This is a genomic window from Pannonibacter sp. I15F10I1, from assembly GCF_900185665.1.
GTDB classification, from domain to species: Bacteria; Pseudomonadota; Alphaproteobacteria; order Rhizobiales; family Stappiaceae; genus Pannonibacter; species Pannonibacter indicus.
This window is the reverse complement of the sequence record NZ_FYAN01000026.1, coordinates 1,061,521-1,085,302: the sequence shown is the minus strand read 5'-3', so window position 1 is coordinate 1,085,302 and position 23,782 is coordinate 1,061,521. Positions and strand designations below refer to the sequence as shown.

The following is a 23,782-nucleotide window of genomic DNA, read 5'->3' as shown; positions in this document are numbered from 1 at the left end:
GATGGGGCAAGGCGTTGATGTTGCATCCACCGGGGCGCCAGCGTTTTTCCCGCAAAATCCGCCCCACACTCCGTCATGCCATGACTTGATCATGGCATCCATTCCCTTGCCTATCCGCACGGTTTTCACGTCGAGTAGGGCGGCGAAACGCTTGTCCGGGGCGGGATGAGAGGTCACGGCATGGATGGCATGATCAAGTCATGCCATGACGAAGACGGATGGGTTGGGAGGACAGGAGAGGGGCTGAGACGGGCGGTGATGGGGCAAGGCGTTGATGCTGCATCCACCGGGGCGCCAGCGTTTTTCCGGCAAAATCCGCCCCGCGCTCCGTCATGCCATGACTTGATCATGGCACCCATTCCCTTGCCTTTCCGCACGGTTTGCACGTCGATTGTGGCGGAGAAACGCTTGTCCGGGGCGGGATGAGAGGTCACGGCATGGATGGCATGATCAGGTCATGCCATGACGAAAATGGGAGGCCTGACGCTTTGAAGCGCATGCCAGTCCATCTCACCATGTCAGGAAAAATGTCGCCGGTGCCACTTGCCATGCTCCGTGGAGCTTTCGGCTTTAAGTGGTCGGGCAGGCCGGATTCGAACCGACGACCCCTTGACCCCCAGTCAAGTGCGCTACCAGGCTGCGCTACTGCCCGACGACAGGGCTCTCTCTATCCGCTTCCTTTGCCCGGCGCAAGACTTGCCTTGCATTCAAATCCACAGTCCGCTGTTTTTGCTCAAGCTTGTGGATGGCGATGAGGCCCCAGGCGAGGCCGAGCAGCAGGAAATAGTGGCGCCAGTGGTCGATATCGATGATCACGCTCATCAAGGCATGGCCCACGAGCACCGCAAAAACGCAGTGGGCAAAGCCCGTCCACGGCCTGTGCTGGAAGAGCAGGGGCACGAGAGCAGCAACCGTCCAGATCACCAGCAGCGGGTAGACAACGCCGCCGAGCCAGCCATAGGAGGTGAAGGCCTTGAGGTAGACGTTGTGCTCGTCCTCGGGGAAATACTTGTTGAATTCCAGCGGTCCGAGACCGAAGGGGCGTTCCATCACCATCTCGAAGCCCATGCCATAGCGGGCAAAGCGGCCGAGGCGGGCGCCGTCATAGTCCTGCACAAGTCTTGCCCGCTCGCTGAACATGGCAGCGACGCTGTCGATGGACAAGGCGGCCGCAAGAAGCAGCAGCACGGCGGCAAGCCCACCTGCACCCACCAGCACCAGCCGCAACCGTTCCCGGGGGCGGCGCTCATGGATGAGGCTGAGCAGGTAGACGATGATGCCGGACAGGGCCAGTAGGCCCCAGGCGCCGCGCGAGAAGCTGAGGAAGATGCCCAGCACCAGCACGGGCAGAATCAGCAAGGCGGCAGGGCTTGAGAACAGGCCCCGCGTCAGCAGCCGGTGGACCAGCAGTACCGTGGGCAGCACCAGGAACGGGCCGAAGACATTAGGGTCCTGAAAGGTCCCGCGCGCCCGGCCGTAGAGCGTGAACACCTCGCTGCCGGGAAACAGCCGGAAATAGGCGGCAACGCCTATGGAGGCGCAGAGAAGCGCGCTTGCAACATAGGCCCGCTCGATGAGGAACAGCCGGCCGGGATCGGCGCTGACAACGGCGGCGTAGAATATCGCCGTTGCGGCGAGAAAGCCGGAGACGGCCATATACATGGCGGCGGTGGGCACATCGCGGGCAAAGGGCACCGCCATGGTGCCGCCGGCCATGAAGAGGATGAGAAGCACGGTCAGCGGGCCGAACTCAGGCCGCAGGCGCAGCCCGAACAGAAGCCACAGCACCAGAAGCCCGGCCATGAACAGCTCGTAAGGGGCGGGTTCCTCGATCACGAAGCCGCCAAGGAACACGGCCACCCACAGGGCCGCCGCGCTGATGCGTGACACAGGGATCAGCAGCCTGCGGCCGCTGCCCTGTTGTCCCGCAATGGCGGCCCCGATGCTCAATAGGCGTTCTCCGTATTCAGCAGGCGGATGGGCGTCAGGGCGAGGATCTTGATGTCGAAGAAGATCGACCAGTTCTCGATGTAATAGAGGTCGAACTCGACGCGCTTCTGGATCTTCTCCGGCGTATCCACCTCGCCGCGCCAGCCGTTGATCTGGGCCCAGCCGGTGACGCCCGGCTTCACCTTGTGGCGGGCGAAGTAGCCGTAGACCACCTCATCCCACGTCTGGTCATTGGTGTGGGCATTGACCGCATGCGGACGCGGGCCGACTAGGGAGAGGGTGCCTGCCAGCACGTTGAAGAGCTGCGGCAGTTCGTCGATGGACGAGCGGCGGATGAAGCGCCCCACCTTGGTGACGCGCGGATCACCCTTGGTCACCACCTTCTTTGCGGCCGGGTCGGCCATGTCATGGAACATCGAACGGAACTTCAGCACGTCGATGATCTCGTTGTTGAAGCCGTAGCGCTTCTGGCGGAACAGCACCGGGCCGCGGCTGTCGAGCTTGATGGCAATGGCGGTCGCCAGCATCACCGGGGACAGGGCAATGATGGCAAGGCTTGCCACCACCACGTCGAATACCCGCTTGGCCACCATGTCCCAGTCGGTGATGGGCTTTTCAACCACATCGACGAAAGGCACCGCCCCGATGAAGGAGGAGGCGCGGTTGCGGAAACGCATCTTGTCCGTATGAGCGGAGAGGCGGATGTCGATGGGCAGCACCCAGAGCTTGCGCAGGAGCTCAAGAACGCGCTTTTCGGCGCGCAACGGAATGCAGACGATCAGCATATCGATGCGGGCGCGGCGGCCAAATTCCACCAGTGCATCGATGTTGCCTAGCTTCGGATACCCGGCCACCACTTCCGGCGAGCGGTCATTGGCGCGGTCGTCAAAGATGCCGCAGATGCGGATGTCGTTGCCGCTCTGGCTTTCCAGCTCATGAATAAGATCAGCGGCGGCCTGGCCTCCGCCGACGATGACCGCGCGCCGTTCAAGCCGGCCTGAGCGGATCCAGGAGCTGACAAGCCGCGACAGGATGAGGCGGCTGACAACCAGTCCAAACAGACCCGAAGCATACCAGAGACCGGCGGCCTGCGGCGCGATGTGGCGCGGCAGGTCGGTCGTCACGAAGGCGATGGCGAACATTGCGAGGACCAGCGTCCAGCCACCGGCAATACGTCCGGTCTGGGCAAGGCCCGAACGCAGGACGCGGACCTGATAGGCATCAAAGCCCTGAAAGAAGGCAAGGGTGAAGAAGAGCGCGGCCGCGACGGCGCCGAAGGTCAGCGCGGTGAAGGGCGTGCCGGAGAAGCTGAGGCTGGCAAAGCCCGTTGCAGCGACGATGATCACATCAAGCAACCGGACCGAGCCTTCGAGCACCGGCTGGGAGATGCCGTCACTGCGCAGGCTGCGGGCGATTTCTTCGGCCGGGGGCGAAAGCGCGGTGCCGGAGCCGCTGCTGGCCCGGGTGGCGTCTGCGGCTGTATCCGAGCGCCGCAGCTCTTCTGCGAGCCGCTTGCGCAGGCTCTCGGCATCATCTGCGGCTCTTGCCGGCCCCTCCAAAGGAGCGGCGGCGGCCTGGGACAAGGGGGGAGTCGTGGAATCGGTGGTCATTATGATCCCTGCTTGCTCGATCTCGCCAAAAGCGATGCGCCTTGGGTGAGGGAGGAAGTGGCTTCCGTGCTGGTGACAGTGGGAATGCCAAGTAATTGATGATAAAAAGAAATGACAAGCTCACCCATACGCGGTGCAGTGAAGGTGCTCATAATGCTTTGCCGCACTTCTGCGGTCTGGGCGCGGGCCCGCTCCGGACTGGCCATGACCGCGCGCATGGCGCTGGCAAGGCGGCTGCTGCTGCCGGAATCGACGAGGCGGTCTGCATGAACGCCAAAAATCTCGGGAATGCCGCCGACCCGTGTCGCGACGATGGGCATGCCCGCGCCGATGGCCTCCAGAACCACATAGGGCATGGCCTCTGCACGGGAGGGCACGACGACGCAGCGGCCCATGGCAAAGGCGCGGCGCGCGGGCATGGCACCTGTGAAGGTGATGCAATCTGCCAGGCCCAGTTGAGCGGCTCTTGCCTCGAATTCGGCTCGTTGCGGACCTTCCCCTGCGATGATGGCGCTGATCTTGCGTCCGGTCTGCAGTGTCAGGTCGTAGATGGCGTCTATGAACAGGTCCGTGCCCTTGAGCTGGCGGAGCATGCCGACATAGACAAAATCAGCGGCATTGGCCTGCTGGGTAACCGGCTCGAAGTCTTCGCGGAGCAGACCGTTGTAAACAACCCTTGAGGGAACGCGCAGGGCGCCGATCTTGCTTTCATAGGCTGCCTTCTCGTAGTCGGCAACGAACAGCAATCCATCGGTGAAGCGGTTCTGCAGGCGCTCAATGGAGTGATAAATCCGCCCTTCGCATCTGTTCGGATCGTAGTGGAGGCTGCCGCCATGCGGCGAATAGACCCGCACCGGCCGGTGTTTGCGCCCGCGCAGCAGCGAGCCGATCAGCCGCACATAGGCCCCGCCCTTTGCGCCATGCCCGTGCAGGACATCCGGTGCGAGCGCGCGCACGCTGCCGTAGAGACGCGCCGCAGCAGCGATATCCTGAATGGTGAGGTGCCGGCGCATGGTAAAACGGGTGACACCGAGCGCAAGATGCGGGCGAAGCCTTTCGAGAATGGCAAGGTCAAAGGCAGAGCCGGTGGAAGAATCGCAAACGAGCCCAACCTCGTGGCCGGCTGCGGCCTGGGCTTTTGCCAGATCATGAATATGCCGGATCGTTCCCCCGATTGGAGACCGGAGACAGTGCACGATCCGCAGCGGTTGCGAATTCATTTGAAACTCCCTGACCTCACGCAGGCTCTCTTTACGGAACTCTTGCGTGAACAGGAAGCAGACTAGACCAAAGGGGTGATCTTCAGGTTAATCCTCACCCGCCTCAGAATAATCTCTCGCGGACATGGATTGTGTCTCCCGGGCGCACGGGATCGGTGATTGGAACGCGGCCATTGAGGATTTCGCCATTGATCTGGCGTGTGAGATCCGCGCTGGCCTGTTCTGCACGGGCAGAGAAGCCACCAGCCGTTGCAATAGCATTTTGTACTGTCATTCCAGGCACGTAGGCGTACTGGCCGGCAGCCTGCACTTCGCCCATGACGAAGATCGGGCGGTACTGGTCCACCTCGACCGACACATTCGGATCGCGCAGGAAACCCTTGCGCAGTGAGGCTTCAATGGTCTTAGCAAGTTCCTGCTGCGTTTTGCCGCGGGCGGGAACGGACCCGATCAGAGGCATGGAAATATAACCCGCCTGATCCACCACATAGGTGTTGGAGAGGTCATTCTGGCCAAAAACGATGATGCGCAGGCGGTCGCTGGAGTCGAGCCGGTAGGGCTGGGTCAGGATTTCGTGAAAGGCAGACGGTGGGCGCTTGTAGCCGCTGCACCCGGCAAGGGTGAGGGCGATGGCAAATGCTGCGAACAGGCGCGCGTACATGACTTACTCCAGGCTGACACAGAGGCACATTCGCAAAACGTGGTTAATGGCACGTGAACGTATAGTCGGGCCGGAGTGGTGTTTAACGTTCGTTTATAAAGGTTAATTTTCATTTGGACTGGAAATAGGATTGCTTAATGGTTCACTTACCATGTTTTGCCATTGTCGCTCTAACAAGTATGGAGTGAGGTGCATGGGCGGGTCGAAGGACATCTATCAGCCGCAGGATATGGCGCTGGATCTCGGCGGCTTGCTGCGTGCTATTGCCCGGTCCTTGCGCTGGCTGCTGCCGCTGACGCTGATTGTGGCGGCGCTTGTCTTTGCCGGTTTGCAGTTCGTCCCGGAAAAATTCAAGGGCGAGGCGCGGGTTCTGATCGAGTCGGCCGATGCCCTGTTCCCCGGCGCCGCCCGCGGGGCGGAAGACGAGCGTGCATTGCTGGACAGCCAGGGCGTTGCCAGCCAGGTGCAGCTTCTGACCTCCGTGGATCTGGCCCGCCGCGTTGCGCAGCGGATGAACCTCGCATCCGTGCCGGAGTTCAAGGCCGAGACGCAGGCCGGAACCTTGCAGCAGCTGCTGATCAGCATCGGCCTGTCTCCCAGCCCGTCGCGCATTTCAGCCGAGGAACGTCTGCTCCGCCATTTTGCCCGCAATCTCGACGTCTACCGGGTGGAGGGGTCCCGGGTGATCGCGGTCGAATATTCGGCCAAGAGTGCGGTTCTGGCAGCTGAAATCGCCAATGCCGTGGTGGACGAGTATCTGCAGATGCAGTCCGCCGCCAAGCGGGAAAGCCGCGCCGCTGCAGCGTCCGCATTGGAGCCGCAGATCCGCCGGATGACACAAGAGGTGCAGACCGCACGCAAGGCCGTGGAAGACTTCCGGGCCAAGGCTGACCTCCTGACCGGCGCAGGCGACCGGACGCTCAACGAACTTCAGCTCTCCGAGATCAGCTCCCAGCAGTCGTCTGCACAGGCTGCTGAAGCCGAGGCGGCCGCCAAGGCCGCGCAGCTGCGCAGGCTGCTGGACACCGGCGGCTCGCTTGAAGGGGCGAGCGAGGTGCTCAATTCAGGCCTGATCCAGCGTTTGCGGGAACGGCAGGTGGAAATCCAGTCGCGGGTTGCCGAATTGTCCACGACGCTTCTGCCCGGTCACCCGCAGATCCGCGCGCTGACGTCGCAGCTCGCTGACTATGACGCGCAGATCCGTTCCGAGGCGCGCAAGATTCTGACCGGACTGGAAAATGACGCAGCGGTGGCAAAGCAGCAGGCAGCTGCCTTGAAAAGCCGCGTCGAAGAGCTCAAGGCTGCGGCTGCGCGCTCCAGCGCCGATCAGGTGCGCCTGCGTGAGCTGGAGCGCGAAGCTGATGCGCGGGCGGTGCAGCTGGACGCGCTCATGGCGAGCTATCGCAACGCAGACACGGGCCGCAATGCGGAGACCCTGCCGGCCGATGCCCGCGTGATTTCGCGGGCAGGCGTGCCCATCGAGCCCTATTCGCCGAAGATCGGGCTGTTCACCTTCATCTCGGCTCTCGCCACGTTCCTGCTGGGCTGTGCGATTGTCATCCTGCGTGAGTTCCTCTCCGGGGAAGCGCTGAAGCCTGTCAACGAGGCCGAAGCCTACACGGCTCCCGTCATCCTGCGTGGCCCGGAGGCGGAGCCGGAAGACCTTCAGCAGGGCCAGCAGGCGGAAACGGAACACGCCGAAGGCGCTCCGGTGAACGGTGTAGTAGAAGAGGAAGACGAAGACCGTTCTGCTGCTGCTGCAGCAGCAGCTTCAGATGAGGAGCTGTTGCAGTCTCAGGCGGATGACGGACATCACGGCGGTGTTTCCGGAGTTACTGAGGCAGGGCAGAGTGGGGCATCTGCGGCAATCGACAGCCTGCGTGCCGCCGCCAGTGCGGCATCCCTTGCCGCAACGCCGGTGATGGGCGGGGCAGACGCTGCTTCTGAGGATGACGCCGCAGATGCAGCGCCGCGCCGTGTTGCCGTTGTTGCGCTGACGGATGCGGAACTGTCCCACGATTTTGCCTTCCGGCTGGTCCGGGATCTAGCGGGTCATGCCGAAGAGCGCGCGCTGCTGGTCGAGGTTTTTCCCGAGAGCGAAGATCCCGGCGCCGCGCCCGGCTTTGCCGATCTGGTCTTCGGCAAGGCGTCTTTCTCCTCGGTGATCTACCGGGATGCCGGATCACGGGCGCATATCATCGAGGCGGGCCGTCCGGCTCTGAGCGATGACGTGGTCGACGAACGCTTCCCGCTGGTGCTGGACGCCATCGACGCCACCTATGACCGGATCGTTGTTGATCTCGGCAAGTTCACTGAAACGGCGGCAGCTACCCATATGCTTGGCTTTGCCGATGAGGTGGTGGTGACGGTTCCTGCGGACATTCAGCCGCGCATTCTGGCTGAAAGGCTGGATCTGATCGCCTCGCAGACGGATGCCGACGTGAGGGTGAAACGCATCCGCCGGCGCAAGGGCTCCGGCGAGGCCGCTGCCTGATACGCCCTGCCGGAAGGCGGCCGTGAGCCGTCAGCCCTTCAGGCGGCGGAGCGTAGCTGCAAACCGCCGGACAGCCCGGACGCCGGTCCACAGCGCAGGGGTCTGACGCAGCCGCCTCAGCACCGTGCGGCGGACATCCAGAACCAGCCTGATCAAGCGCCCGCGCATGTCTGCCGCCAGAACAAGATCGCTGAGCGGCTCTGGCTGGGTCCAGGGATGCTTGTAGCGCTCGTCTCCAAGTCCGAGGTCCAGTGTCTGGATGGCCGGGTCCTCGCAGCACGCCGCAATGAGGCTTGAGAGAAGAACGATGCCGGGACTGAACTGGGAGTGGCTGCCGGTGCCGATGCTGTTGGCATAGGCGTAGCATGTGTTTCCGGAAAGGCCCGAAAGATAGGCCGCAAGAACCTCGCCTTCTGCCTCCAGCACCTTGATCTGTAGCGCCGGGAAGGATTTGCCCGCCCCTTCCAGCAGCAGCTTGCGCAGAAAGGCCCGCTGGCCCGGGGCGGAAAAGCCGCTGGGGATGCCGGTTTGCCGGGCGCGTTCCTGCCGCTGGCTGATCAAGGTGTCGAGCCCTGCCTCGATCTCTGCAGCCGTCTCCAGCGTGCGGATGGCAAAGCCGGGCAGCGCTTCCAGTGCCTTCTGCTTGCGCGCGTCCTTCTTGCGGCTGTCTTTGGACTGCAGGCGCGTCCGCAGCGTTGCGAAAGGCTCTGCCACCGTGCCACGGAAGACGGTATCCTTGGCAGGCGTGCCCTTGTGGGCGAGCGGGTGCTGGCGGCCCTCCCAGGTGAGGGGAATGTTGCGCAGGTCCACCAGACTGGCGCCGGCCTGCCTTGCGGTCCTCAACAAGAGGCGGGACAGCTCAACCGGATCAGCGGCCGCATAGGCATCGGCCCGCCACAGGCCGGTGTTCTGGTTGCCCTGTTGCCAGCCCATCCATTCCAGCACGGTGGCTCCGCCGCGCCTGTTGAGAGCAAGCGGAAGGATCATCGCAGGCCCTGAAGCGTCTTCGCTGATGATGATCAGGGGCCTGACGCCCAGAGCGCTGCCCACATGCACATGCCAGGCCTCAAGCCAGTCGAAACGCTGATAGTGGCCGTAGATCCCTGCCGCCTGAAGCTGCAGCCAGCGGCTGCGGGCTTCTCCGAGGCTTTCAAGATGGGTCACGACTGGAGAATTTGCGGGCGCAAGCAATGGTGCGGCCGGAGAGGTGGGAAACTCCGTCCGGTCAATGGATCTTGCTGCTGTTCCGGCTGACCGGTGCATGCCCATCGGCCTTCTGTCTGCGTCATGTTGCCTGAGCCGTAGCATTGCACCAAAGGCTGAAAAAAGTGTACCAAGGGCCGGAAGGCCGAAGCGGCCGGGAGAACGGCAACGGGAATGAGCCAGCGGCGGCAGTTATTTGACACAGGGTTCTGGCTGCTTCGCCGCAGCAGGCTTGGCCATGTGCTGGCCCCCTTCACGCAAGGCTGTGGCCTGATCTTCACCCTTCACCGGGTGCGTCCAGCCAGTCAGGATACGTTCCAGCCGAACCGTCATCTTGAAATCACTCCGGAATTTCTCGCTCAGGTGATCGAGCGTGTCCGCTCCCGAGGCTACAAGTTCGTGTCCATGGAAGAGGCCGTCGACCGGCTGAAGCTCTGCTTCGGACAGGAGCGCTACGCGGTGCTGAGCTTTGATGACGGCTACCGGGACAATCTGACGGTGGCCTATCCGCTGCTCAAGCAGATGGGAGTTCCCTTCACCCTGTTCCTGACATCGGGCTTTCTTGACCGGACTTCGGAGCTCTGGTGGATCGCGCTGGAGCGGATGATTGCCGCTCAGGACGTGCTGCATTTTGCCGCGAGGGGGGAGGCCTCGCTCATTCCCTGTGCCACGCTGGAGGAGAAGCAGGCCTGTTATGCTGCGATTGTCCAGCTTCTGACGGAAGAACTGGACGAAACCGGCCAGCGGGCCATGGTGCGCGAGCTTTGTGCGCTGAACGGCTTTGATCTCGAGGCACTGGCCGATGAGGAGATGCTGAGCTGGAACGAAGCGCGTAGTCTGGCACGTGATCCTCTGGTGAGCATCGGCGCCCATACGCATGATCACCACGCATTGGCCCGCCTGCCGGAAGCCGGGGCGGAAGCCGATATCCGCCGGGGGATCGAGCGGATCGAGGATGAGCTGGGCCGCCGGCCCGCCTTCATCGCCTATCCTTACGGCGGAGCGGAGACCGCGGGCCTGCGCGAGGCGGCGCTGGCCGCAGGGGCTGGCCTCAGGGCCGGGGTGACGACTGTTCCGGGCGTGCTCAAGTCCATTCACGCGCGACAGGCCATGCTGCTGCCGCGCGTCTCGCTCAACGGGCATTTTCAGGGGCCGGAGGTGATCGACGAATATCTGACCGGCGCGCCTTTTGCCCTGTACCGGGCGTTCCGGCGGGTCAGCCGGGCTTTTTCCCGCCGCGCTCCATCCACCAGATGATCGCGCCCGCCGGAATGACCCAGACCAGACCGGCAATGACAAAATAGATCATCCGCACCGTGTTGGACGACTGCTGCAGCGTCATGTCGCCGATGACCATGGCTGTGAGCGCATAGACGACAACGAAGATCACCAGCAGCACCATGCCGATGAATTTCCGCAATGAAGGCATGAACCGGTCTCTCCTCTGGCCTGCGCCTGCGTGATCCTTGCAGCGATTGCGCGCAGCGTCGCAATGTCGCAATAAGGAAAACCCCGCAGGCCGCAGCTTGCTCTCCTCAGGGCGGACCTATATCCCAAGCGGTCAAAGGTCAAATCCGGAAGGCGACATGTCCACCTCACAGATGGTTTCACCCCTTGCCCAGACCCCGCAGATGGCCGCACGCCACCGCACCCAGATCCGCATCTGGCTCTATGGCATCTGCCTTCTGATCCTCGCCATGGTCGTTGTCGGCGGTGCCACACGGCTGACCGAGTCGGGCCTGTCGATCACCGAATGGAAGCCCATTCATGGCATGATCCCGCCGCTCAGCGAAGCGGAATGGCTGGAGGAATTCGACAAGTACCGGCAGATTCCCCAATACCAGCTCATCAACAAGGGGATGAGCCTTGAGGAGTTCCAGTTCATCTTCTGGTGGGAATGGGCACACCGGCAGCTGGGCCGCTTCATCGGTGTGGCCTTTGCGCTGCCGCTGGTCTTCTTCTGGGCCACGGGGCGCATCGAGGGCTGGCTGAAGCCCTGGCTGGTGCTGGGCCTGGTGCTTGGCGGGCTGCAGGGCGCGGTCGGCTGGTGGATGGTGGCCTCCGGCCTCGTGGAGCGCACGGATGTCAGCCAGTACCGGCTCGCCGTCCATCTCACGCTCGCCTGCATCATCTTCGCCTATATCTTCTGGCTCGCGCGCAGGCTTGCGCCGCACACGGAAGCAACGCCTCAGGAGGGGCAGAGGCTGTCCCGCTTCGGACAGGTGGTGATTGGTCTGGTCCTTGTGCAGATCTTCCTCGGCGGCCTCGTTGCCGGACTGAATGCGGGTCTCACCTTCAACACCTGGCCGTTGATGGACGGGCAGATCATCCCGGCAGGGCTGCTTGCCATGGACCCGGCCTGGCGGAACGTCTTCGAGAATGTCATGACCGTGCAGTTCCAGCATCGTCTGGGCGCCTACGTGCTGGTGCTGGCCGTGGTGGCGCTTGTGGTCATGACACTGCGCACCAATGCCCACAAGGGCCTGCGCGGCACCGCTCTCCTGCTCGGCCTTGCCGTGCTGCTTCAGGCCGCCATCGGCATCGCCACGCTGCTGCTGCATGTGAAGCTGGACGTGGCGCTGACCCATCAGGCCATGGCGGTGATCGTGCTTGGCCTTTCGGTGGAATATCTCGTCCGCCTGAAGGGCGAGGCACCGTTCCGCAGTTGAATCAGTTTGTTTGAATCAAGGTGCGAAGCAGCTGAATCAGCCTCGCACCTTTTCCGCCCAAGCGATTCTTTTCAAAAACAAAACCCCCGCCGGAGCGATCCGGCGGGGGGGGGGGGGGGGCACTTTGGGCTTCAACCAGCCCCGGTTCAGTCCGGCAGCTTGGCGAGGGCCTGTTCGAGGTCAGCAATAATGTCGCTTGCGTCCTCGATGCCGATGGACAGGCGCACCACATCCGGGCCAGCGCCGGCCCGGGTCTTCTGCTCGTCGGAGAGCTGGCGGTGGGTGGTGGAGGCCGGGTGGATGATCAGGCTGCGGGTGTCGCCGATGTTGGCGAGGTGCGAGAACAGCTCCACGCCGGACACAAGGGCAACGCCCGCGTCATAGCCGCCCTTGACGCCGAAGGTGAAGACGGCGCCTGCGCCCTTCGGGCAGTATTTCTGCTGCAGCGCATGGCCCGCATCGCCCGGCAGGGCGGCGTAGGACACCCAGGCCACCTTCGGATGGTTCGACAGGAATTCGGCGACCTTCAGCGCATTGTCGCAGTGGCGCTGCATGCGCAGCGGCAGGGTCTCGATGCCGGTCAGGATCATGAAGGCATTGAAGGGCGAGATGGCGGGGCCAAGGTCACGCAGGCCAAGCACGCGGCAGGCGATGGCGAAGGCGAAGTTGCCGAAGGTCTCGTGCAGCACCATGCCCTGATATTCCGGACGCGGTGTGGAGAGCAGCGGATAGCGGCCGCTCGCCGACCAGTTGAACGTGCCCGCGTCGACGATGACGCCGCCCATGGAATTGCCGTGGCCGCCCATGAACTTGGTCAGCGAGTGCAGCACCACATCCGCGCCATGCTCGATCGGGCGGCAGAGATAGGGGGTCGCCAGCGTGTTGTCGACGATGAGCGGCACGCCCTTCTTCTTGGCAATGGCCGAGATGCCTGCAATGTCGGTGACGATGCCGCCCGGATTGGCAAGGCTTTCGATGAAGATGGCCTTGGTGGTGCCGTCAACGGCGGCCTCGAAGGCGGCCAGATCCGACGGGTCGGCCCAGATGACGTTCCAGCCGAAGCTCTTGAAGGAATGGTTGAGCTGGTTGATCGAGCCGCCATAGAGCTTGGTGGAGGCAACGATGCTGTCGCCCGGCGTCATCAGCGTGTGGAAGGCGAGAAGCTGGGCCGCATGACCGGAAGCCACGGCCAGCGCTGCGGTGCCGCCCTCAAGCGCTGCGACGCGCTCTTCCAGAACGGCGGTCGTCGGGTTGGTGATGCGGGTGTAGATGTTGCCGAAGGCCTGAAGGCCGAAGAGCGAGGCGGCGTGGTCCACATCGTTGAAGACGAAAGAGGCCGTCTGATAGATCGGTGTCACGCGCGCGCCGGTGGCCGGATCGGGCTGCGCGCCCGCGTGAATGGCCAGCGTCGAGAAGCCGGGTGTTCCTGCAGTCATTCCATCCTCCCAGGATTTTATGCGGTTCGCCTTCACGGGAAGGCACGATCCGGCGCTGAGTGTGCCCGCGCCGGAGCAGAAGGTCAAAGACGGGATTTGCGGCGTAAGTGTCCGCCGGAGAAAGGATTTGCGCGGGGGCCGGAAAAGCCCCTGCGTCAGCTTCCATGCGCGCGCATTGCGCAATCTATCCGTGATTATGCCCACAGCCGGAGTGGCCATAGACATCGGCAGGATCATAGACCTTGTGGTCTTCCATCAGACGCAGAGAGACCGAGCCATCCTCATGGCGGGTGAGGGCACGATGGAAGCAGGAGCGGTAGCCGGTGTGGCAGGTGGCGCCGTTGCCTTCCACATCCACGATCAGCCAGATCGCGTCCTGATCGCAATCGGTGCGGATCTCGCGCACCTTCTGCACCTGGCCCGAGGTGCCGCCCTTCTTCCAGTACTCCTGCCGCGAGCGGCTCCAGTACCAGGCCTCGCCCGTATCGATGGTGCGGCGCAGGCTTTCGGCATTCATGTAGCCGACCATAAGCAGATCACCGCGCGTGGCATCGGTGACCACGGCGGCGATCAGGCCGTTTTCATCAAATTTGGGCTGGAACGACAGACCGTTCTCGATGTCGCTTTTTGATCCGCGCGGATCAAATCCGGTCTTGCTCACGTCAACTCTCCGCCGGGGTGGGCGGAGATTAACGGTCTCCGCCGCGAATGAAGGTCATGAAGCGGGCCTGCTCGGCCGGATCGTCCTGGAAGACACCGGTGAACTGGGTCGTGATCGTGGACACGCCCGCCTTCTGCACGCCGCGCATGGTCATGCACTGATGCTCGGCTTCGAGCATCACCGCGATGCCGCGCGGCGCCAGATGCTCGTCAATGGAGGAGACGATCTGCGAGGTCAAGTTTTCCTGCGTCTGAAGCCGGTTGGCATAGATATCGACGACGCGGGCGAGCTTCGACAGGCCGACCACACCGCCGGACGGGTAGTAGGCGATATAGGCCTTGCCGATGAACGGCAGCATGTGATGCTCGCAATGGGAATGGAATGGGATGCCCCGGACCATGATCATGTCCTCATAGCCGCCCACATCCTCAAAGGTGCGCTCCAGATGCGCCTTCGGGTCCTCCGCATAGCCGCTGTAAAGCTCGGCATAGGACTTGACGACCCGCTTGGGCGTATCAAGCAGGCCCTCGCGCTCCGGATCTTCGCCGATATAGGCAAGGAGGGTACGGACAGCGGCCTCGGCTTGCTCGCGGCTCGGACGCGCAATCTCGTGCGGTGCGCGGCGTGGGGCCTTTTCGTCAGCAGGCTTCAAGATGGCGTCCATTGGTTTGGTCCTTGAGACAGTGGATGAACAGCCAATCTTACGTTGCCTTGACTGCTCCGGATCACGGCAGGGGAAACTTGCCGCAAACCTCTCACACCTGCTCCTGCAGCTTCAGCCCGGGGCTGAACAGAAGCAAGTCTTGCTCTATATAGGAAGAAGACCCGCGCCGCAAAGCGCCCAGTGGTCCGATTCCGTCTTTTGCTGTCACCTGTCTTCCGTGGCCGGGTGCCGGCAGCAAGGCCCAGACCGCTGTCATGAGGATATGGCACGCATGCTTGATGACATCTACAACACCCGCATCCTTGAGCTGGCGGGCAATATTCCGCACCTTGGGCGGCTGGCTTCGCCCGATGCCAGTGCCAAGGCGCATTCCCGGCTCTGCGGCTCGACCGTGACCATCGATCTGGTGGTGCGCGATGGCAAGGTGAGCGAGTTCGCCCATGACGTGAAGGCCTGTGCCCTCGGTCAGGCCTCGTCCTCGCTGATGGCCCGGCACATCATCGGCTGCACGCCGCAGGAGTTGCGGGACCTGCGCCGGACCGTAACGGCCATGCTGAAGGAAAACGGTCCGCCGCCGGAAGGCAAGTTCGAGGAGTTCCGCTTCCTGGAGCCCGTGCGCGACTACAAGGCCCGCCATGCCTCCACCCTGCTGACCTTTGATGCGGTTGTGGATGCGCTCGACCAGATCGAGGCAAAGGCCCCGGCTGCCTGAGCAGGCAGGGCTTGGAGTTTGTTTGATGTGCGGTGAGTGCGGCAAGGACAGTGTCGAGAGGGAGGTGAGGTGTGAGCCTGCATCCCCACTGCCGCCGCGCCGCCTGTCTCCGGCTGCCTATGCGGCGCTGGGGCTGATCTGGGTCTACCGCCACTCGCTGTCCCTGTTCATGGGGCGCGGCTGCCGCTACGCGCCGACCTGTTCCGATTACACCAGTCAGGCCATCCGCCGTTTCGGCTTCTGGGGCGGCGGCTGGCTCGGCCTCTCCCGCATCCTGCGTTGCAACCCGCTGGGGTCCTCCGGCTATGACCCCGTGCCGGAAGCGCTGAACCCTTCCGCCCGCTGGTATCTGCCCTGGCGCTATGGCCGCTGGTCCGGCAGGCATATTACGTAATAAAATTTACTTTATCAGATGCACCCTGCTGTGGGATGTAAAAAATAACAATAGAACTGCACTGCCGTGCATATCATTGGTTGAGTTATTCGGATTTTTCTTTGCTGCATCGTATCTTTTGCGTTGTGGTTTTGGAGAAATAAGCCATAAGCGTAGGGGTTAATGATGGTTAATCAATCAGCAATATAAAATTAAGCGCCTGTTAGTTTTTATATATCAAATTACTTTAGGTAATTTAATATTGAGGGCATGTAAAATGAGCCTGAAGACGCTCTTGATCTCATTCACAGCGGGGCTGCTCGCTGCCGTGGCGGCCCTTGTCTGGGCTGGTTTATCCGGGCTGGCGACGCTAAACGACAGTACTGAAGACTTGGGCCGTAACTGGCTTCCAAGTGTTGCGGTGGTCAATAGCATCAATACTGCAACGTCAGACTTCCGGATTTATCAGGCTGAACACATCACTTCCCTTGATGAGGCTTCAATGAGGTCCGCTGAGACATTTCTTGAAAGCATCAGAACCGCGATCGTGAACAGCTCCAGGGATTATGAGAAGTTGATCTCTTCTCCCGAGGAGCAGAGCATCTACAACGATTTCAGGACAAAGTGGGAAAGCTATCTGAAGCGCAGTGAAGACGTTCTCGGCCTGTCTCGTCAGAACCAAAATGAGGAGGCGGCGAATATTCTCAGAGGGGAGCTACGTTCTGTCTTTGATGATATGTCCGATGATCTCGTTAAGCTTATCAATATAAATCAGCAGGGATCATCTGCGTCTGTCGCGCATGCGGAGGAGGCTTATTCGAGGGCCTTCTGGATCTTCGCTGTTGTCGCTTCAGTCGCGGCCCTTATTGGTCTGTCTTATATCTATTACATTGTCGCCAACGTAACCCGCAACATTGTCGGAATATCCGGCGCCATGAGCCGGATTGCAGGCGGAGAGTTTTCTGCCGCCATTCCCTGTGTCGGCCGCAAGAATGAACTGGGCGATATGGCGGGTACACTGCAGACATTCCGTGACAGCCTTGTAGAAAATGAGCGGCTGCGGGCGGAACAGGTCGAGACGGAGGCACGGAATGCCCAGCGGGCTCTGGACGAGCGCCGTGCATTGGCCGATCAGTTTGAAGCGGCCATGGGGCAACTGATCCAGTCACTGGTGCGCGCTTCCGGCGAAGTTGCCGGTGCGGCTGAGGGATTGTCTGCAAACGCAGAAGAGACCTCGCGTCAAGCACAGGCAGTCTCGGGAGCGGCGGAAGAGGCCTCGGTCAATGTTCAGACGGTTGCCGCAGGCGCTGAAGAGCTCTCTGCCTCCATCAACGAGATCTCCTCGCAGGTTGACCGTTCTGCCGTCATCTCGAAGAATGCAGCCTCAACGGCTGAAATGACGAGCCGGCATGTGAACTCCCTGTCCGATGCGGCCCAGAAGATCGGTGAGGTGGTTGAACTGATCACGACGATTGCCGAGCAGACGAACCTTCTGGCCCTGAATGCGACCATTGAAGCCGCGCGTGCCGGTGAAGCAGGCAAGGGCTTTGCGGTTGTGGCGGCAGAGGTCAAGGGGCTGGCGAGCCAGACGGCCAAGGCTACCGACGAGATTTCGGTCAAGATTTCAGAAATTCAGGCGGCAACCCGGACGACGGTCGACTCGATCTCGGAGATCGTCAGCACCATCAACACCATTCAGGATGCGGCTCAGGCGATCTCTGCAGCTGTCGAGCAGCAGGGGGCAGCAACCGTCGAAATCGCAACGAACATCAACCGCGCCGCTTCTGGTGCCAACGAGGTGACCCAGAACATTGCCGGTGTTGGTACGGCGGCAGAGATGACCGGCGCAGCCTCGACGCAGCTCATGGGACTGTCAACCACGCTCTCCGGCCAGTCCCGCACGCTGGAGCAGGAGGTCACGCAGTTCCTGCGCAATCTCAGGGCTGCCTGACCGGCTGGCTCATGGAATGAGGAACATGCAACGGGCTGGATCATGAGATTCAGCCCGTTGGCTTTGTCGCAGGCTTTAGGTCGTGTCCAGGCAATTGGTTGCGCCGCAGAGGTTGTTCCTCACGCGCAAATCCCTTATTCAGGCCCAGTCGAAAAACACAAAAGCTTACCTGCCTCGTCTGCAGGAGTGAGCAGGAGATGACTGATGATCAATCTGACTTTCCCCGACAATTCCGTGCGCTCCTATGAGGCCGGCACCACCGGTGCAGCCGTTGCCGAGGGCATTTCCAAGTCGCTGGCCAAGAAGGCCGTGGCGATGACCCTTGATGGCGAGCTGCGCGATCTTTCCGATGCCATCACCTCCGATGCGCGCATCGAGATCGTGACCCGCGAGGACCCGCGCGCCCTGGAACTGATCCGCCACGATGCGGCCCACGTGATGGCCGAGGCGGTGCAGGAAATCTGGCCGGGGACACAGGTCACCATCGGCCCGGTGATCGAGAACGGCTTCTATTACGACTTCAAGCGCGTCCACCCGGACACCCGCGAGGACTGGCCCTTCACGCCCGAAGACCTGCCGGTCATCGAGAAGAAGATGCGCGAGATCATCGCGCGCGGGGCGGCCTTCACCAAGGAAATCTGGTCCCGCGAGGAAGCCAAGCGCTACTTTGCCGCCAAGGGCGAGACCTACAAGGTCGAGCTGGTGGATGCGATTCCCGAAGGTCAGGACCTGAAGATCTACAAGCAGGGCCAGTGGCTGGACCTCTGCCGTGGCCCGCACATGGCCTCCACCCGCCAGATCGGCGACGCCTTCAAGCTGATGAAGGTAGCCGGTGCCTACTGGCGCGGCGACAGCAACAACGAGATGCTGACCCGCATCTACGCCACCGCGTGGGCGAACGAGGCTGATCTGAAGGCCTATCTGCACATGCTGGAAGAGGCGGAGAAGCGTGACCACCGCAAGCTCGGCCGCGAGATGGACCTGTTCCACTTCCAGGAAGAAGGCCCGGGCGTCGTGTTCTGGCATGCCAAGGGCTGGAGCCTGTTCCAGAGCCTTGTCTCCTACATGCGCCGCCGCCTGTCCGGCGACTACGATGAGGTGAACGCGCCGCAGGTGCTCGACACCTCGCTGTGGGAAACCTCCGGTCACTGGGGCTGGTACAAGGAGAACATGTTCTCCGTGCAATGTGCCGATCCGGAAGCCGAGGACGAGCGCATCTTCGCGCTGAAGCCGATGAACTGCCCCGGTCACGTGCAGATCTTCAAGCACGGGCTGAAGAGCTACCGTGACCTGCCGCTGCGCATGGCGGAATTCGGCGTGGTGCACCGCTACGAGCCTTCGGGCGCCATGCACGGGCTGATGCGCGTGCGCGGCTTCACGCAGGACGATGCTCACATCTTCTGCACCGAAGAGCAGATGGCGGCAGAATGCCTCAAGATCAACGACCTGATCCTGTCGGTCTATGAGGATTTCGGCTTCAACGAGATCGTCGTCAAGCTCTCCACCCGCCCGGAAAAGCGCGTCGGTTCCGACGAGCTGTGGGACCATGCCGAAGAGGTGATGACCCACGTTCTCAAGCAGATCGAGGAGCAGTCCGGCGGGCGCATCAAGACCGGCATCCTGCCGGGCGAGGGCGCCTTCTACGGTCCGAAGTTCGAATACACGCTGAAGGATGCCATCGGCCGTGAGTGGCAGTGCGGCACCACGCAGGTGGACTTCAACCTGCCGGAACGCTTCGGTGCCTTCTACGTGGACAAGGACGGCGAGAAGAAGACGCCGGTGATGATCCACCGCGCCATCTGCGGCTCGATGGAACGCTTCCTCGGCATCCTCATCGAGAACTTCGCCGGTCACTTCCCGCTGTGGCTTGCGCCCAAGCAGGTGGTTGTCGCCACCATCACCTCGGAAGCGGATGACTACGCCCGCGAGGTGCATGCGGCGCTGGGCAAGGCAGGCATCCGGGCCGATCTCGACCTGCGCAACGAGAAGATCAACTACAAGGTCCGCGAGCATTCGCTGGCCAAGGTGCCGGTCATTCTCGTCTGCGGCAAGCGCGAGTCGGAAGAGCGCACGGTCAACGTCCGCCGCCTCGGTTCGCAGAACCAGACGCCGATGAGCCTTGATGAGGCGATTGCCGCCTTCATCGAGGAAGCAGTGGCGCCGGACCTGAAACGCGCCCGCGGCTGAGTGCTGCAGCATACGAACTGACATGAAAAAAAAAGACCGCCGTGGCGCAAGCTGCGGCGGTCTTTTCATGTCTGCCGGGGTGTGCCTGTCAGTTCTGCGGCAGCTGGCTGACGTTGGAGGTTTCCGTGCGGGCCAGCACCTCGACTTCCTCGTTCTCACCGGAGACGACCATGAAATTGCGGCTGTAGTTGACGCCATTGTTCCGGGCGACCACCTCATACTCGCCTGCCGCGAGGACGAAGGACGGAAAGGCGCCGTTGCCTTCCACCACCGTGTCGCCGCCGGGCGTGAGAATGGTCCAGGCCGTATTGGCAATCGCCTCGCCGCCCGGATCGTTGACGAGCTTGAGCGTCACACTGGCCGCATTCTGGAAAAGTGTCGCCGACGTCAGCTTGCCCGCTTCCACGGAGATATCCGCCCGCACGATGGCGTTCACATCGCCATAGCGGCTGACCACATGATAGGTGCCCGCATTGAGGCGCACGATGGCCTCCGGCTTCACGCCGGACACGATGACTTCGCGCTCGCCGATGGCGTTGAAATTCATGCCCAGAATGTCGAACCGCAGGTCATCTGGCGGCAGCGGATCATCCGGGCCAAGGGCTGCGTTCAGCTTTACGCCCCCTGCATTGAGCACCACGGTCTTGGAATAGACGCCGCGGCCGACGACAAGCCGGTTGGTGGAGCCTGCAAAGCCATAGGAGGTGTGGATGAGATAGGCGCCGGGATCGAGCCGGAACTCCGCATCCCCGCCCATGGCCGTTGCCACCAGTTCCAGTTCGCCGCTGGCATTCGGGGTTTCGCCATAGACACGCCAGATAAGGCCATCGGAGATCTGCGCTGTTCCTTCCGTCAGCCGGGCAACCAGATAGACCGCGCCTTTTTCGAGGCCGGACTGGGTGCCATCCGTCAGCGTGTTCGACGGGGCATAGGGCACGAGCGCATCGTTGAATCGGCTGGCGGGATCTTCAGGCGACAGGAGCGGCGGCGCCGCTGTGGCTCCCTGCACCTCGGACGGATCCGGCGAAGTGCCTTCCGCGGGGCCGAAATCATGCGGCTTGCCCAGAGGCGTGGGAGGGGAGAGCGGAGCCGAGAAAGCCGTGCCGGCATCCAGAGAGGGGGGCTTCTGGTCCGCAGGGGTGGCTGTGGCTTCCTGGGCCGCCGCCGCCGTCTGCATCACAAAAAGAGCCATAAGGGCTGCTGTCAGAGCACGCCTTGAAGCACGTGCCAGTCCTGCGCTGCGGTTGTTTCCCGTCATCATTTTTCCTGCGCCGGCCTTCTGCCACTCGCCGCGGATCTTCTGTCAGACCCGCCAAGGCCACTGGATGTTCAACGGCAGCACCAGCCATGGGCTGCCGCATCCGTTTCCATTTCGTTAATGGCCCGGAAAATCGGGCGAATTCAAGTCGCATGCAAGCCCGGTTGACAAGTGAGGTTAAAAGCTTACCACTTTCGCCAGGATTTCACCCCACCGTTTCAGAGGCTCCGATGAGCGAATTTGCCAAGCCGCATCCGCATGTTACCGACTTTTTGCTGACCCGCCGGTCGCATCTGGCCATCACCCTGTCCGAGCCGGGCCCGGATGCGGAAACCTTGGAAAAGATCCTCACCATTGGTGCGCGCGTGCCGGATCACGGCAAGCTCGCGCCCTGGCGCTTTGTCGTCTACGCAGGGGAGGCGCGCAGCAGAATCGGTGAGCATCTGGCCGCGCTGGCCGAAAGCCGCAACGGGCCGCTCTCCGAAGCTCAGAGAACGCAGGAACTGAACCGCTTCATCCGCTCGGCTGTCGTGATCGGCGTGCTGAGCCGCGCTGCCGTTCATCCGAAGATCCCTGTGTGGGAGCAGGAACTGTCGGCCGGTGCCGCTTGCATGAACATTCTGACGGCAGCCACGGCAGCCGGTTTCGGCGCGCAGTGGATCAGCGAGTGGTACAGTTTCGATGACGACGCGGCGCGCTATCTGGGCGCAGCCGAGGGCGAGCGGTTTGCCGGCTTCATCCACATCGGCACGCCCACACAGGCGCCGTTCGAGCGTCCGCGCCCGGAGCTTGCCAGCATCGTCACCCACTGGGCCGGGGAGTAAGCCGTTGTTCTATGACACCGTTTCCAATGCTCACGGGCTGGCCTTCAACCCCTTCAAGGCCCTTGTCGCACCGCGGCCCATCGGCTGGATCTCGTCGCTGAGTGCAGAGGGCACGGCGAATCTCGCCCCCTACAGCTTCTTCAACGCCGTGGCCGATGCACCGCCGATCGTCATGTTCTCCTCCTCCGGCTGGAAGGACAGCGTGCGCAACATCGAGGCGACGGGCGAATTCGTCTGCAACATCGTCAGCCATGACCTGCGCGACGAGATGAATGCGTCTTCGGCACCCGTTGGTCCCGATGTGTCCGAATTCGAGCTGGCCGGCCTCGAAATGGCGCCTTCCAATCTGGTCAAGGTGCCGCGTGTGAAGCGGGCCAAGGCGGCGCTTGAGTGCCGGATGCTGCAGATCCAGCAGTTGAAGGACCTCGATGGCAATGCGGTCCAGAGCTACATGGTTCTGGGGCAGGTGATCGGCGTTCATATCGATGACAGCGTCATCGAGAATGGCCGCGTCGTGCCCTCGCGGCTGGAGCTGCTTTCCCGCCTTGGTTACAAGGATTATGACGTCACCCGCGACGTTTTTGAGCTCACCCGCCCCAAAGGGTGAGTCGCTTTTGCCGGATCGCGGCGGCTTCAGGCTTTGCGATCCGGGTTCTTCCGGTAATTTATCGGTATATCTGTCAGGGCTTTCGCCTGCTTTCCCGTTGAAAGTGGCACTCGTTAACCGGCGCCGGATGTCCGTTAACTTTTTGTTAACCATTCAGGCTGGATGTTAACCGTGTGGTAATCTTTACATCGAGGAGACGGGTTCATGCGTGCAGCAGACTCCACCTCGATCGCGTCGCGGATCGAGCAGGCCTTCCAGACCGCAAGCACAACAACGGGGACGTCCTTTGACTACCTGCTGAAGACGGCTGCGCGGGAATCCTCATTCCAGCCCGCAGCGCAGTCGAAGACCTCCAGTGCGACCGGTCTGTTCCAGTTTGTCGAACAGACCTGGCTTGAAACCGTCAAGGACAGCGGCGGCAGGCACGGCCTGCAGTCCTATGCCGACCAGATCGAAAGAACCGCCACCGGAAAGTACCGGGTCAGCGATCCCGATATGCGTCAGGAGATTCTGGACCTGCGCAAGGATCCGGAGATTTCCTCCCGCATGGCCGGCGAATTTACCCGCAAGAATGCCGAGTTCCTCTCCAACCGCCTTGGCCGGGATCCGAACCAGGGTGAGCTTTACATCGCCCATTTCCTCGGCGCGCAGGGGGCTTCGCGGCTGATCAATTCCGCGCAGGTGAACCCGGAGAGTTCCGCCGCCCAGATGTTCCCGGCGCAGGCCAAGGCCAACCGGGCCATCTTCTATGATGGCGCGGGATCTCCGCGGACGCTGGCGCAGGTCTACGATGTCCTCGTCAGCAAGCACGATGGGGCCGCCGCGGTGATGGTGGCATCTGCCACCGGGCAGGGAACGGATGACTTGCCGAAGAGCCGCATCCTCACCGGCTTTGCCGAAGAGGCCGGCTCGGGCGATCCGGTGGGGGCACGGGTGGACAGCGCCTTCCGGGCTGCGGAAACCAGCGCGCCCTTCGAGGCCCTGTTCCGCGATGATGCAGGCTCGCGTACGGCCACCATGTCCGGCAGCTATCTGGCCGCCTTTGCCGGGGTGAAGGATGATCACGTCTTCTCGCGCGCCGTCGGCGGCACCCGTGTGGTGGCCCAGCTTGCGGGCGGGGAAGGGGCGATTGCGCAGACGCAGGAAGGGCCTCTGGACCTCACCGGCTTCCTCAACTACGCGCCGCTTGGCGTGAAGCGCGATCTGCTGCCGCCTGCCTGAGCAGGCGCGGCCGGTCCGTGCCTCATTTATGGTGAACCGAACGTTAAGCCTTTGCGTGGCAGTGTGATTTGCACCTTGTTG

The 23,782-nt window shown here is 62.3% G+C and carries 20 protein-coding genes and 1 tRNA gene; 10 read left to right on the top strand and 11 right to left on the bottom strand.

The features are described 5' to 3' along the window. Positions 1 to 575: 575 nt before the first annotated feature. The 5 genes from IF10I1_RS18255 to IF10I1_RS18235 form a co-directional block, all read right to left on the bottom strand. Positions 576 to 652, bottom strand: a tRNA-Pro gene (locus IF10I1_RS18255). Beyond that, on the bottom strand, positions 643 to 1,950 hold the full coding sequence (locus IF10I1_RS18250) for an O-antigen ligase (RefSeq protein ID WP_208977382.1): 1,308 nt from the start codon (positions 1,948 to 1,950) through the stop codon (positions 643 to 645). Before IF10I1_RS18250 ends, IF10I1_RS18255 begins: the two co-directional genes overlap by 10 nt. Continuing rightward, positions 1,947 to 3,560 (bottom strand): undecaprenyl-phosphate glucose phosphotransferase, encoded by a 1,614-nt coding sequence (locus IF10I1_RS18245; RefSeq protein WP_208977383.1) that lies wholly within the window; start codon positions 3,558 to 3,560, stop codon positions 1,947 to 1,949. The genes IF10I1_RS18250 and IF10I1_RS18245 overlap by 4 nt, the downstream gene beginning before the upstream one ends. Next, positions 3,560 to 4,780, bottom strand: coding sequence for a glycosyltransferase family 4 protein (locus tag IF10I1_RS18240; RefSeq protein WP_186415448.1), 1,221 nt, complete (start codon positions 4,778 to 4,780; stop codon positions 3,560 to 3,562). The genes IF10I1_RS18245 and IF10I1_RS18240 overlap by 1 nt, the downstream gene beginning before the upstream one ends. 103 nt (positions 4,781 to 4,883) lie before the next feature. Continuing rightward, positions 4,884 to 5,441: a polysaccharide biosynthesis/export family protein gene (locus tag IF10I1_RS18235; protein ID WP_186415449.1), complete on the bottom strand. Its 558-nt coding sequence runs from the start codon at positions 5,439 to 5,441 to the stop codon at positions 4,884 to 4,886. 193 nt (positions 5,442 to 5,634) lie between these two features. Here IF10I1_RS18235 and IF10I1_RS18230 point away from each other — a divergent pair, with 193 nt between their 5' ends. Beyond that, positions 5,635 to 7,935: a GumC family protein gene (locus IF10I1_RS18230; RefSeq protein WP_186415450.1), complete on the top strand. Its 2,301-nt coding sequence runs from the start codon at positions 5,635 to 5,637 to the stop codon at positions 7,933 to 7,935. A gap of 30 nt (positions 7,936 to 7,965) precedes the next feature. Here IF10I1_RS18230 and IF10I1_RS18225 read toward each other — a convergent pair whose 3' ends face one another. After that, positions 7,966 to 9,099 (bottom strand): GNAT family N-acetyltransferase, encoded by a 1,134-nt coding sequence (locus tag IF10I1_RS18225; protein WP_186415451.1) that lies wholly within the window; start codon positions 9,097 to 9,099, stop codon positions 7,966 to 7,968. A gap of 213 nt (positions 9,100 to 9,312) precedes the next feature. On the opposite strand from IF10I1_RS18225, the gene IF10I1_RS18220 reads away from it, so the two are divergent. After that, complete coding sequence (locus IF10I1_RS18220; RefSeq protein ID WP_186415452.1) at positions 9,313 to 10,395, top strand: polysaccharide deacetylase family protein; 1,083 nt, start codon at positions 9,313 to 9,315, stop codon at positions 10,393 to 10,395. Here the strand turns inward: IF10I1_RS18220 and IF10I1_RS18215 are convergent. Continuing rightward, the gene (locus tag IF10I1_RS18215) at positions 10,355 to 10,567 is read right to left on the bottom strand and encodes a DUF2842 domain-containing protein (RefSeq protein WP_050471326.1); all 213 of its coding nucleotides are present in this window, start codon (positions 10,565 to 10,567) and stop codon (positions 10,355 to 10,357) included. The two genes, IF10I1_RS18220 and IF10I1_RS18215, sit on opposite strands and share 41 nt — an antisense overlap. Before the next feature lie 157 nt (positions 10,568 to 10,724). On the opposite strand from IF10I1_RS18215, the gene IF10I1_RS18210 reads away from it, so the two are divergent. After that, positions 10,725 to 11,807, top strand: a complete 1,083-nt coding sequence (locus IF10I1_RS18210; RefSeq protein WP_186393762.1) for a COX15/CtaA family protein — start codon at positions 10,725 to 10,727, stop codon at positions 11,805 to 11,807. 146 nt (positions 11,808 to 11,953) lie between these two features. On the opposite strand, the gene IF10I1_RS18205 is transcribed toward IF10I1_RS18210, so the two are convergent. The 3 genes from IF10I1_RS18205 to folE form a co-directional block, all read right to left on the bottom strand. Next, positions 11,954 to 13,243: an O-acetylhomoserine aminocarboxypropyltransferase gene (locus IF10I1_RS18205; RefSeq protein ID WP_186393761.1), complete on the bottom strand. Its 1,290-nt coding sequence runs from the start codon at positions 13,241 to 13,243 to the stop codon at positions 11,954 to 11,956. 184 nt (positions 13,244 to 13,427) lie between these two features. After that, a complete protein-coding gene (gene hisI / locus IF10I1_RS18200) occupies positions 13,428 to 13,904 on the bottom strand; it encodes a phosphoribosyl-AMP cyclohydrolase (RefSeq protein ID WP_186393760.1) in 477 nt (158 codons plus the stop codon). Positions 13,905 to 13,932: 28 nt separating this feature from the next. Then, on the bottom strand, positions 13,933 to 14,568 hold the full coding sequence (gene folE / locus IF10I1_RS18195; RefSeq protein ID WP_050471330.1) for a GTP cyclohydrolase I FolE: 636 nt from the start codon (positions 14,566 to 14,568) through the stop codon (positions 13,933 to 13,935). A 271-nt stretch (positions 14,569 to 14,839) separates the two neighbouring features. On the opposite strand from folE, the gene IF10I1_RS18190 reads away from it, so the two are divergent. The 4 genes from IF10I1_RS18190 to thrS all read left to right on the top strand — a co-directional run bounded on the left by IF10I1_RS18190 (position 14,840) and on the right by thrS (position 19,791). Next, complete coding sequence (locus IF10I1_RS18190; protein ID WP_050471415.1) at positions 14,840 to 15,280, top strand: iron-sulfur cluster assembly scaffold protein; 441 nt, start codon at positions 14,840 to 14,842, stop codon at positions 15,278 to 15,280. A gap of 25 nt (positions 15,281 to 15,305) precedes the next feature. Next, positions 15,306 to 15,674: a membrane protein insertion efficiency factor YidD gene (gene yidD, locus IF10I1_RS18185; protein WP_208977666.1), complete on the top strand. Its 369-nt coding sequence runs from the start codon at positions 15,306 to 15,308 to the stop codon at positions 15,672 to 15,674. Between the two features lie 256 nt (positions 15,675 to 15,930). Next, complete coding sequence (locus IF10I1_RS18180; protein WP_186393759.1) at positions 15,931 to 17,604, top strand: methyl-accepting chemotaxis protein; 1,674 nt, start codon at positions 15,931 to 15,933, stop codon at positions 17,602 to 17,604. 204 nt (positions 17,605 to 17,808) lie between these two features. Beyond that, positions 17,809 to 19,791 (top strand): threonine--tRNA ligase, encoded by a 1,983-nt coding sequence (gene thrS / locus IF10I1_RS18175; protein ID WP_186393758.1) that lies wholly within the window; start codon positions 17,809 to 17,811, stop codon positions 19,789 to 19,791. An 88-nt stretch (positions 19,792 to 19,879) separates the two neighbouring features. Here thrS and IF10I1_RS18170 read toward each other — a convergent pair whose 3' ends face one another. Continuing rightward, positions 19,880 to 20,983: a hypothetical protein gene (locus IF10I1_RS18170; RefSeq protein WP_186393757.1), complete on the bottom strand. Its 1,104-nt coding sequence runs from the start codon at positions 20,981 to 20,983 to the stop codon at positions 19,880 to 19,882. Positions 20,984 to 21,279: 296 nt separating this feature from the next. On the opposite strand from IF10I1_RS18170, the gene IF10I1_RS18165 reads away from it, so the two are divergent. The 3 genes from IF10I1_RS18165 to IF10I1_RS18155 all read left to right on the top strand — a co-directional run bounded on the left by IF10I1_RS18165 (position 21,280) and on the right by IF10I1_RS18155 (position 23,701). Beyond that, positions 21,280 to 21,873: a nitroreductase gene (locus IF10I1_RS18165; protein WP_186393756.1), complete on the top strand. Its 594-nt coding sequence runs from the start codon at positions 21,280 to 21,282 to the stop codon at positions 21,871 to 21,873. Positions 21,874 to 21,877: 4 nt separating this feature from the next. Beyond that, the gene (locus IF10I1_RS18160) at positions 21,878 to 22,480 is read left to right on the top strand and encodes a flavin reductase family protein (protein ID WP_050471336.1); all 603 of its coding nucleotides are present in this window, start codon (positions 21,878 to 21,880) and stop codon (positions 22,478 to 22,480) included. 204 nt (positions 22,481 to 22,684) lie between these two features. Continuing rightward, positions 22,685 to 23,701: a transglycosylase SLT domain-containing protein gene (locus IF10I1_RS18155; protein WP_050471337.1), complete on the top strand. Its 1,017-nt coding sequence runs from the start codon at positions 22,685 to 22,687 to the stop codon at positions 23,699 to 23,701. Positions 23,702 to 23,782 lie beyond the last annotated feature (81 nt).

What these genes read in the sequence shown, in the direction of transcription:
- IF10I1_RS18240 (WP_186415448.1), bottom strand. Translation starts at nt 4,780, where the DNA reads ATGAATTCGCAACCGCTGCGGATCGTGCACTGTCTCCGGTCTCCAATC.
- yidD (WP_208977666.1), top strand. Translation starts at nt 15,306, where the DNA reads ATGTGCGGTGAGTGCGGCAAGGACAGTGTCGAGAGGGAGGTGAGGTGT.
- IF10I1_RS18180 (WP_186393759.1), top strand. Translation starts at nt 15,931, where the DNA reads ATGAGCCTGAAGACGCTCTTGATCTCATTCACAGCGGGGCTGCTCGCT.
- thrS (WP_186393758.1), top strand. Translation starts at nt 17,809, where the DNA reads ATGATCAATCTGACTTTCCCCGACAATTCCGTGCGCTCCTATGAGGCC.
- IF10I1_RS18215 (WP_050471326.1), bottom strand. Translation starts at nt 10,567, where the DNA reads ATGCCTTCATTGCGGAAATTCATCGGCATGGTGCTGCTGGTGATCTTC.
- IF10I1_RS18230 (WP_186415450.1), top strand. Translation starts at nt 5,635, where the DNA reads ATGGGCGGGTCGAAGGACATCTATCAGCCGCAGGATATGGCGCTGGAT.
- IF10I1_RS18245 (WP_208977383.1), bottom strand. Translation starts at nt 3,560, where the DNA reads ATGACCACCGATTCCACGACTCCCCCCTTGTCCCAGGCCGCCGCCGCT.
- IF10I1_RS18170 (WP_186393757.1), bottom strand. Translation starts at nt 20,983, where the DNA reads ATGGCTCTTTTTGTGATGCAGACGGCGGCGGCGGCCCAGGAAGCCACA.
- IF10I1_RS18210 (WP_186393762.1), top strand. Translation starts at nt 10,725, where the DNA reads ATGTCCACCTCACAGATGGTTTCACCCCTTGCCCAGACCCCGCAGATG.
- IF10I1_RS18155 (WP_050471337.1), top strand. Translation starts at nt 22,685, where the DNA reads ATGCGTGCAGCAGACTCCACCTCGATCGCGTCGCGGATCGAGCAGGCC.
- IF10I1_RS18190 (WP_050471415.1), top strand. Translation starts at nt 14,840, where the DNA reads ATGCTTGATGACATCTACAACACCCGCATCCTTGAGCTGGCGGGCAAT.
- IF10I1_RS18235 (WP_186415449.1), bottom strand. Translation starts at nt 5,441, where the DNA reads ATGTACGCGCGCCTGTTCGCAGCATTTGCCATCGCCCTCACCCTTGCC.
- IF10I1_RS18165 (WP_186393756.1), top strand. Translation starts at nt 21,280, where the DNA reads ATGAGCGAATTTGCCAAGCCGCATCCGCATGTTACCGACTTTTTGCTG.
- IF10I1_RS18205 (WP_186393761.1), bottom strand. Translation starts at nt 13,243, where the DNA reads ATGACTGCAGGAACACCCGGCTTCTCGACGCTGGCCATTCACGCGGGC.
- IF10I1_RS18220 (WP_186415452.1), top strand. Translation starts at nt 9,313, where the DNA reads ATGAGCCAGCGGCGGCAGTTATTTGACACAGGGTTCTGGCTGCTTCGC.
- folE (WP_050471330.1), bottom strand. Translation starts at nt 14,568, where the DNA reads ATGGACGCCATCTTGAAGCCTGCTGACGAAAAGGCCCCACGCCGCGCA.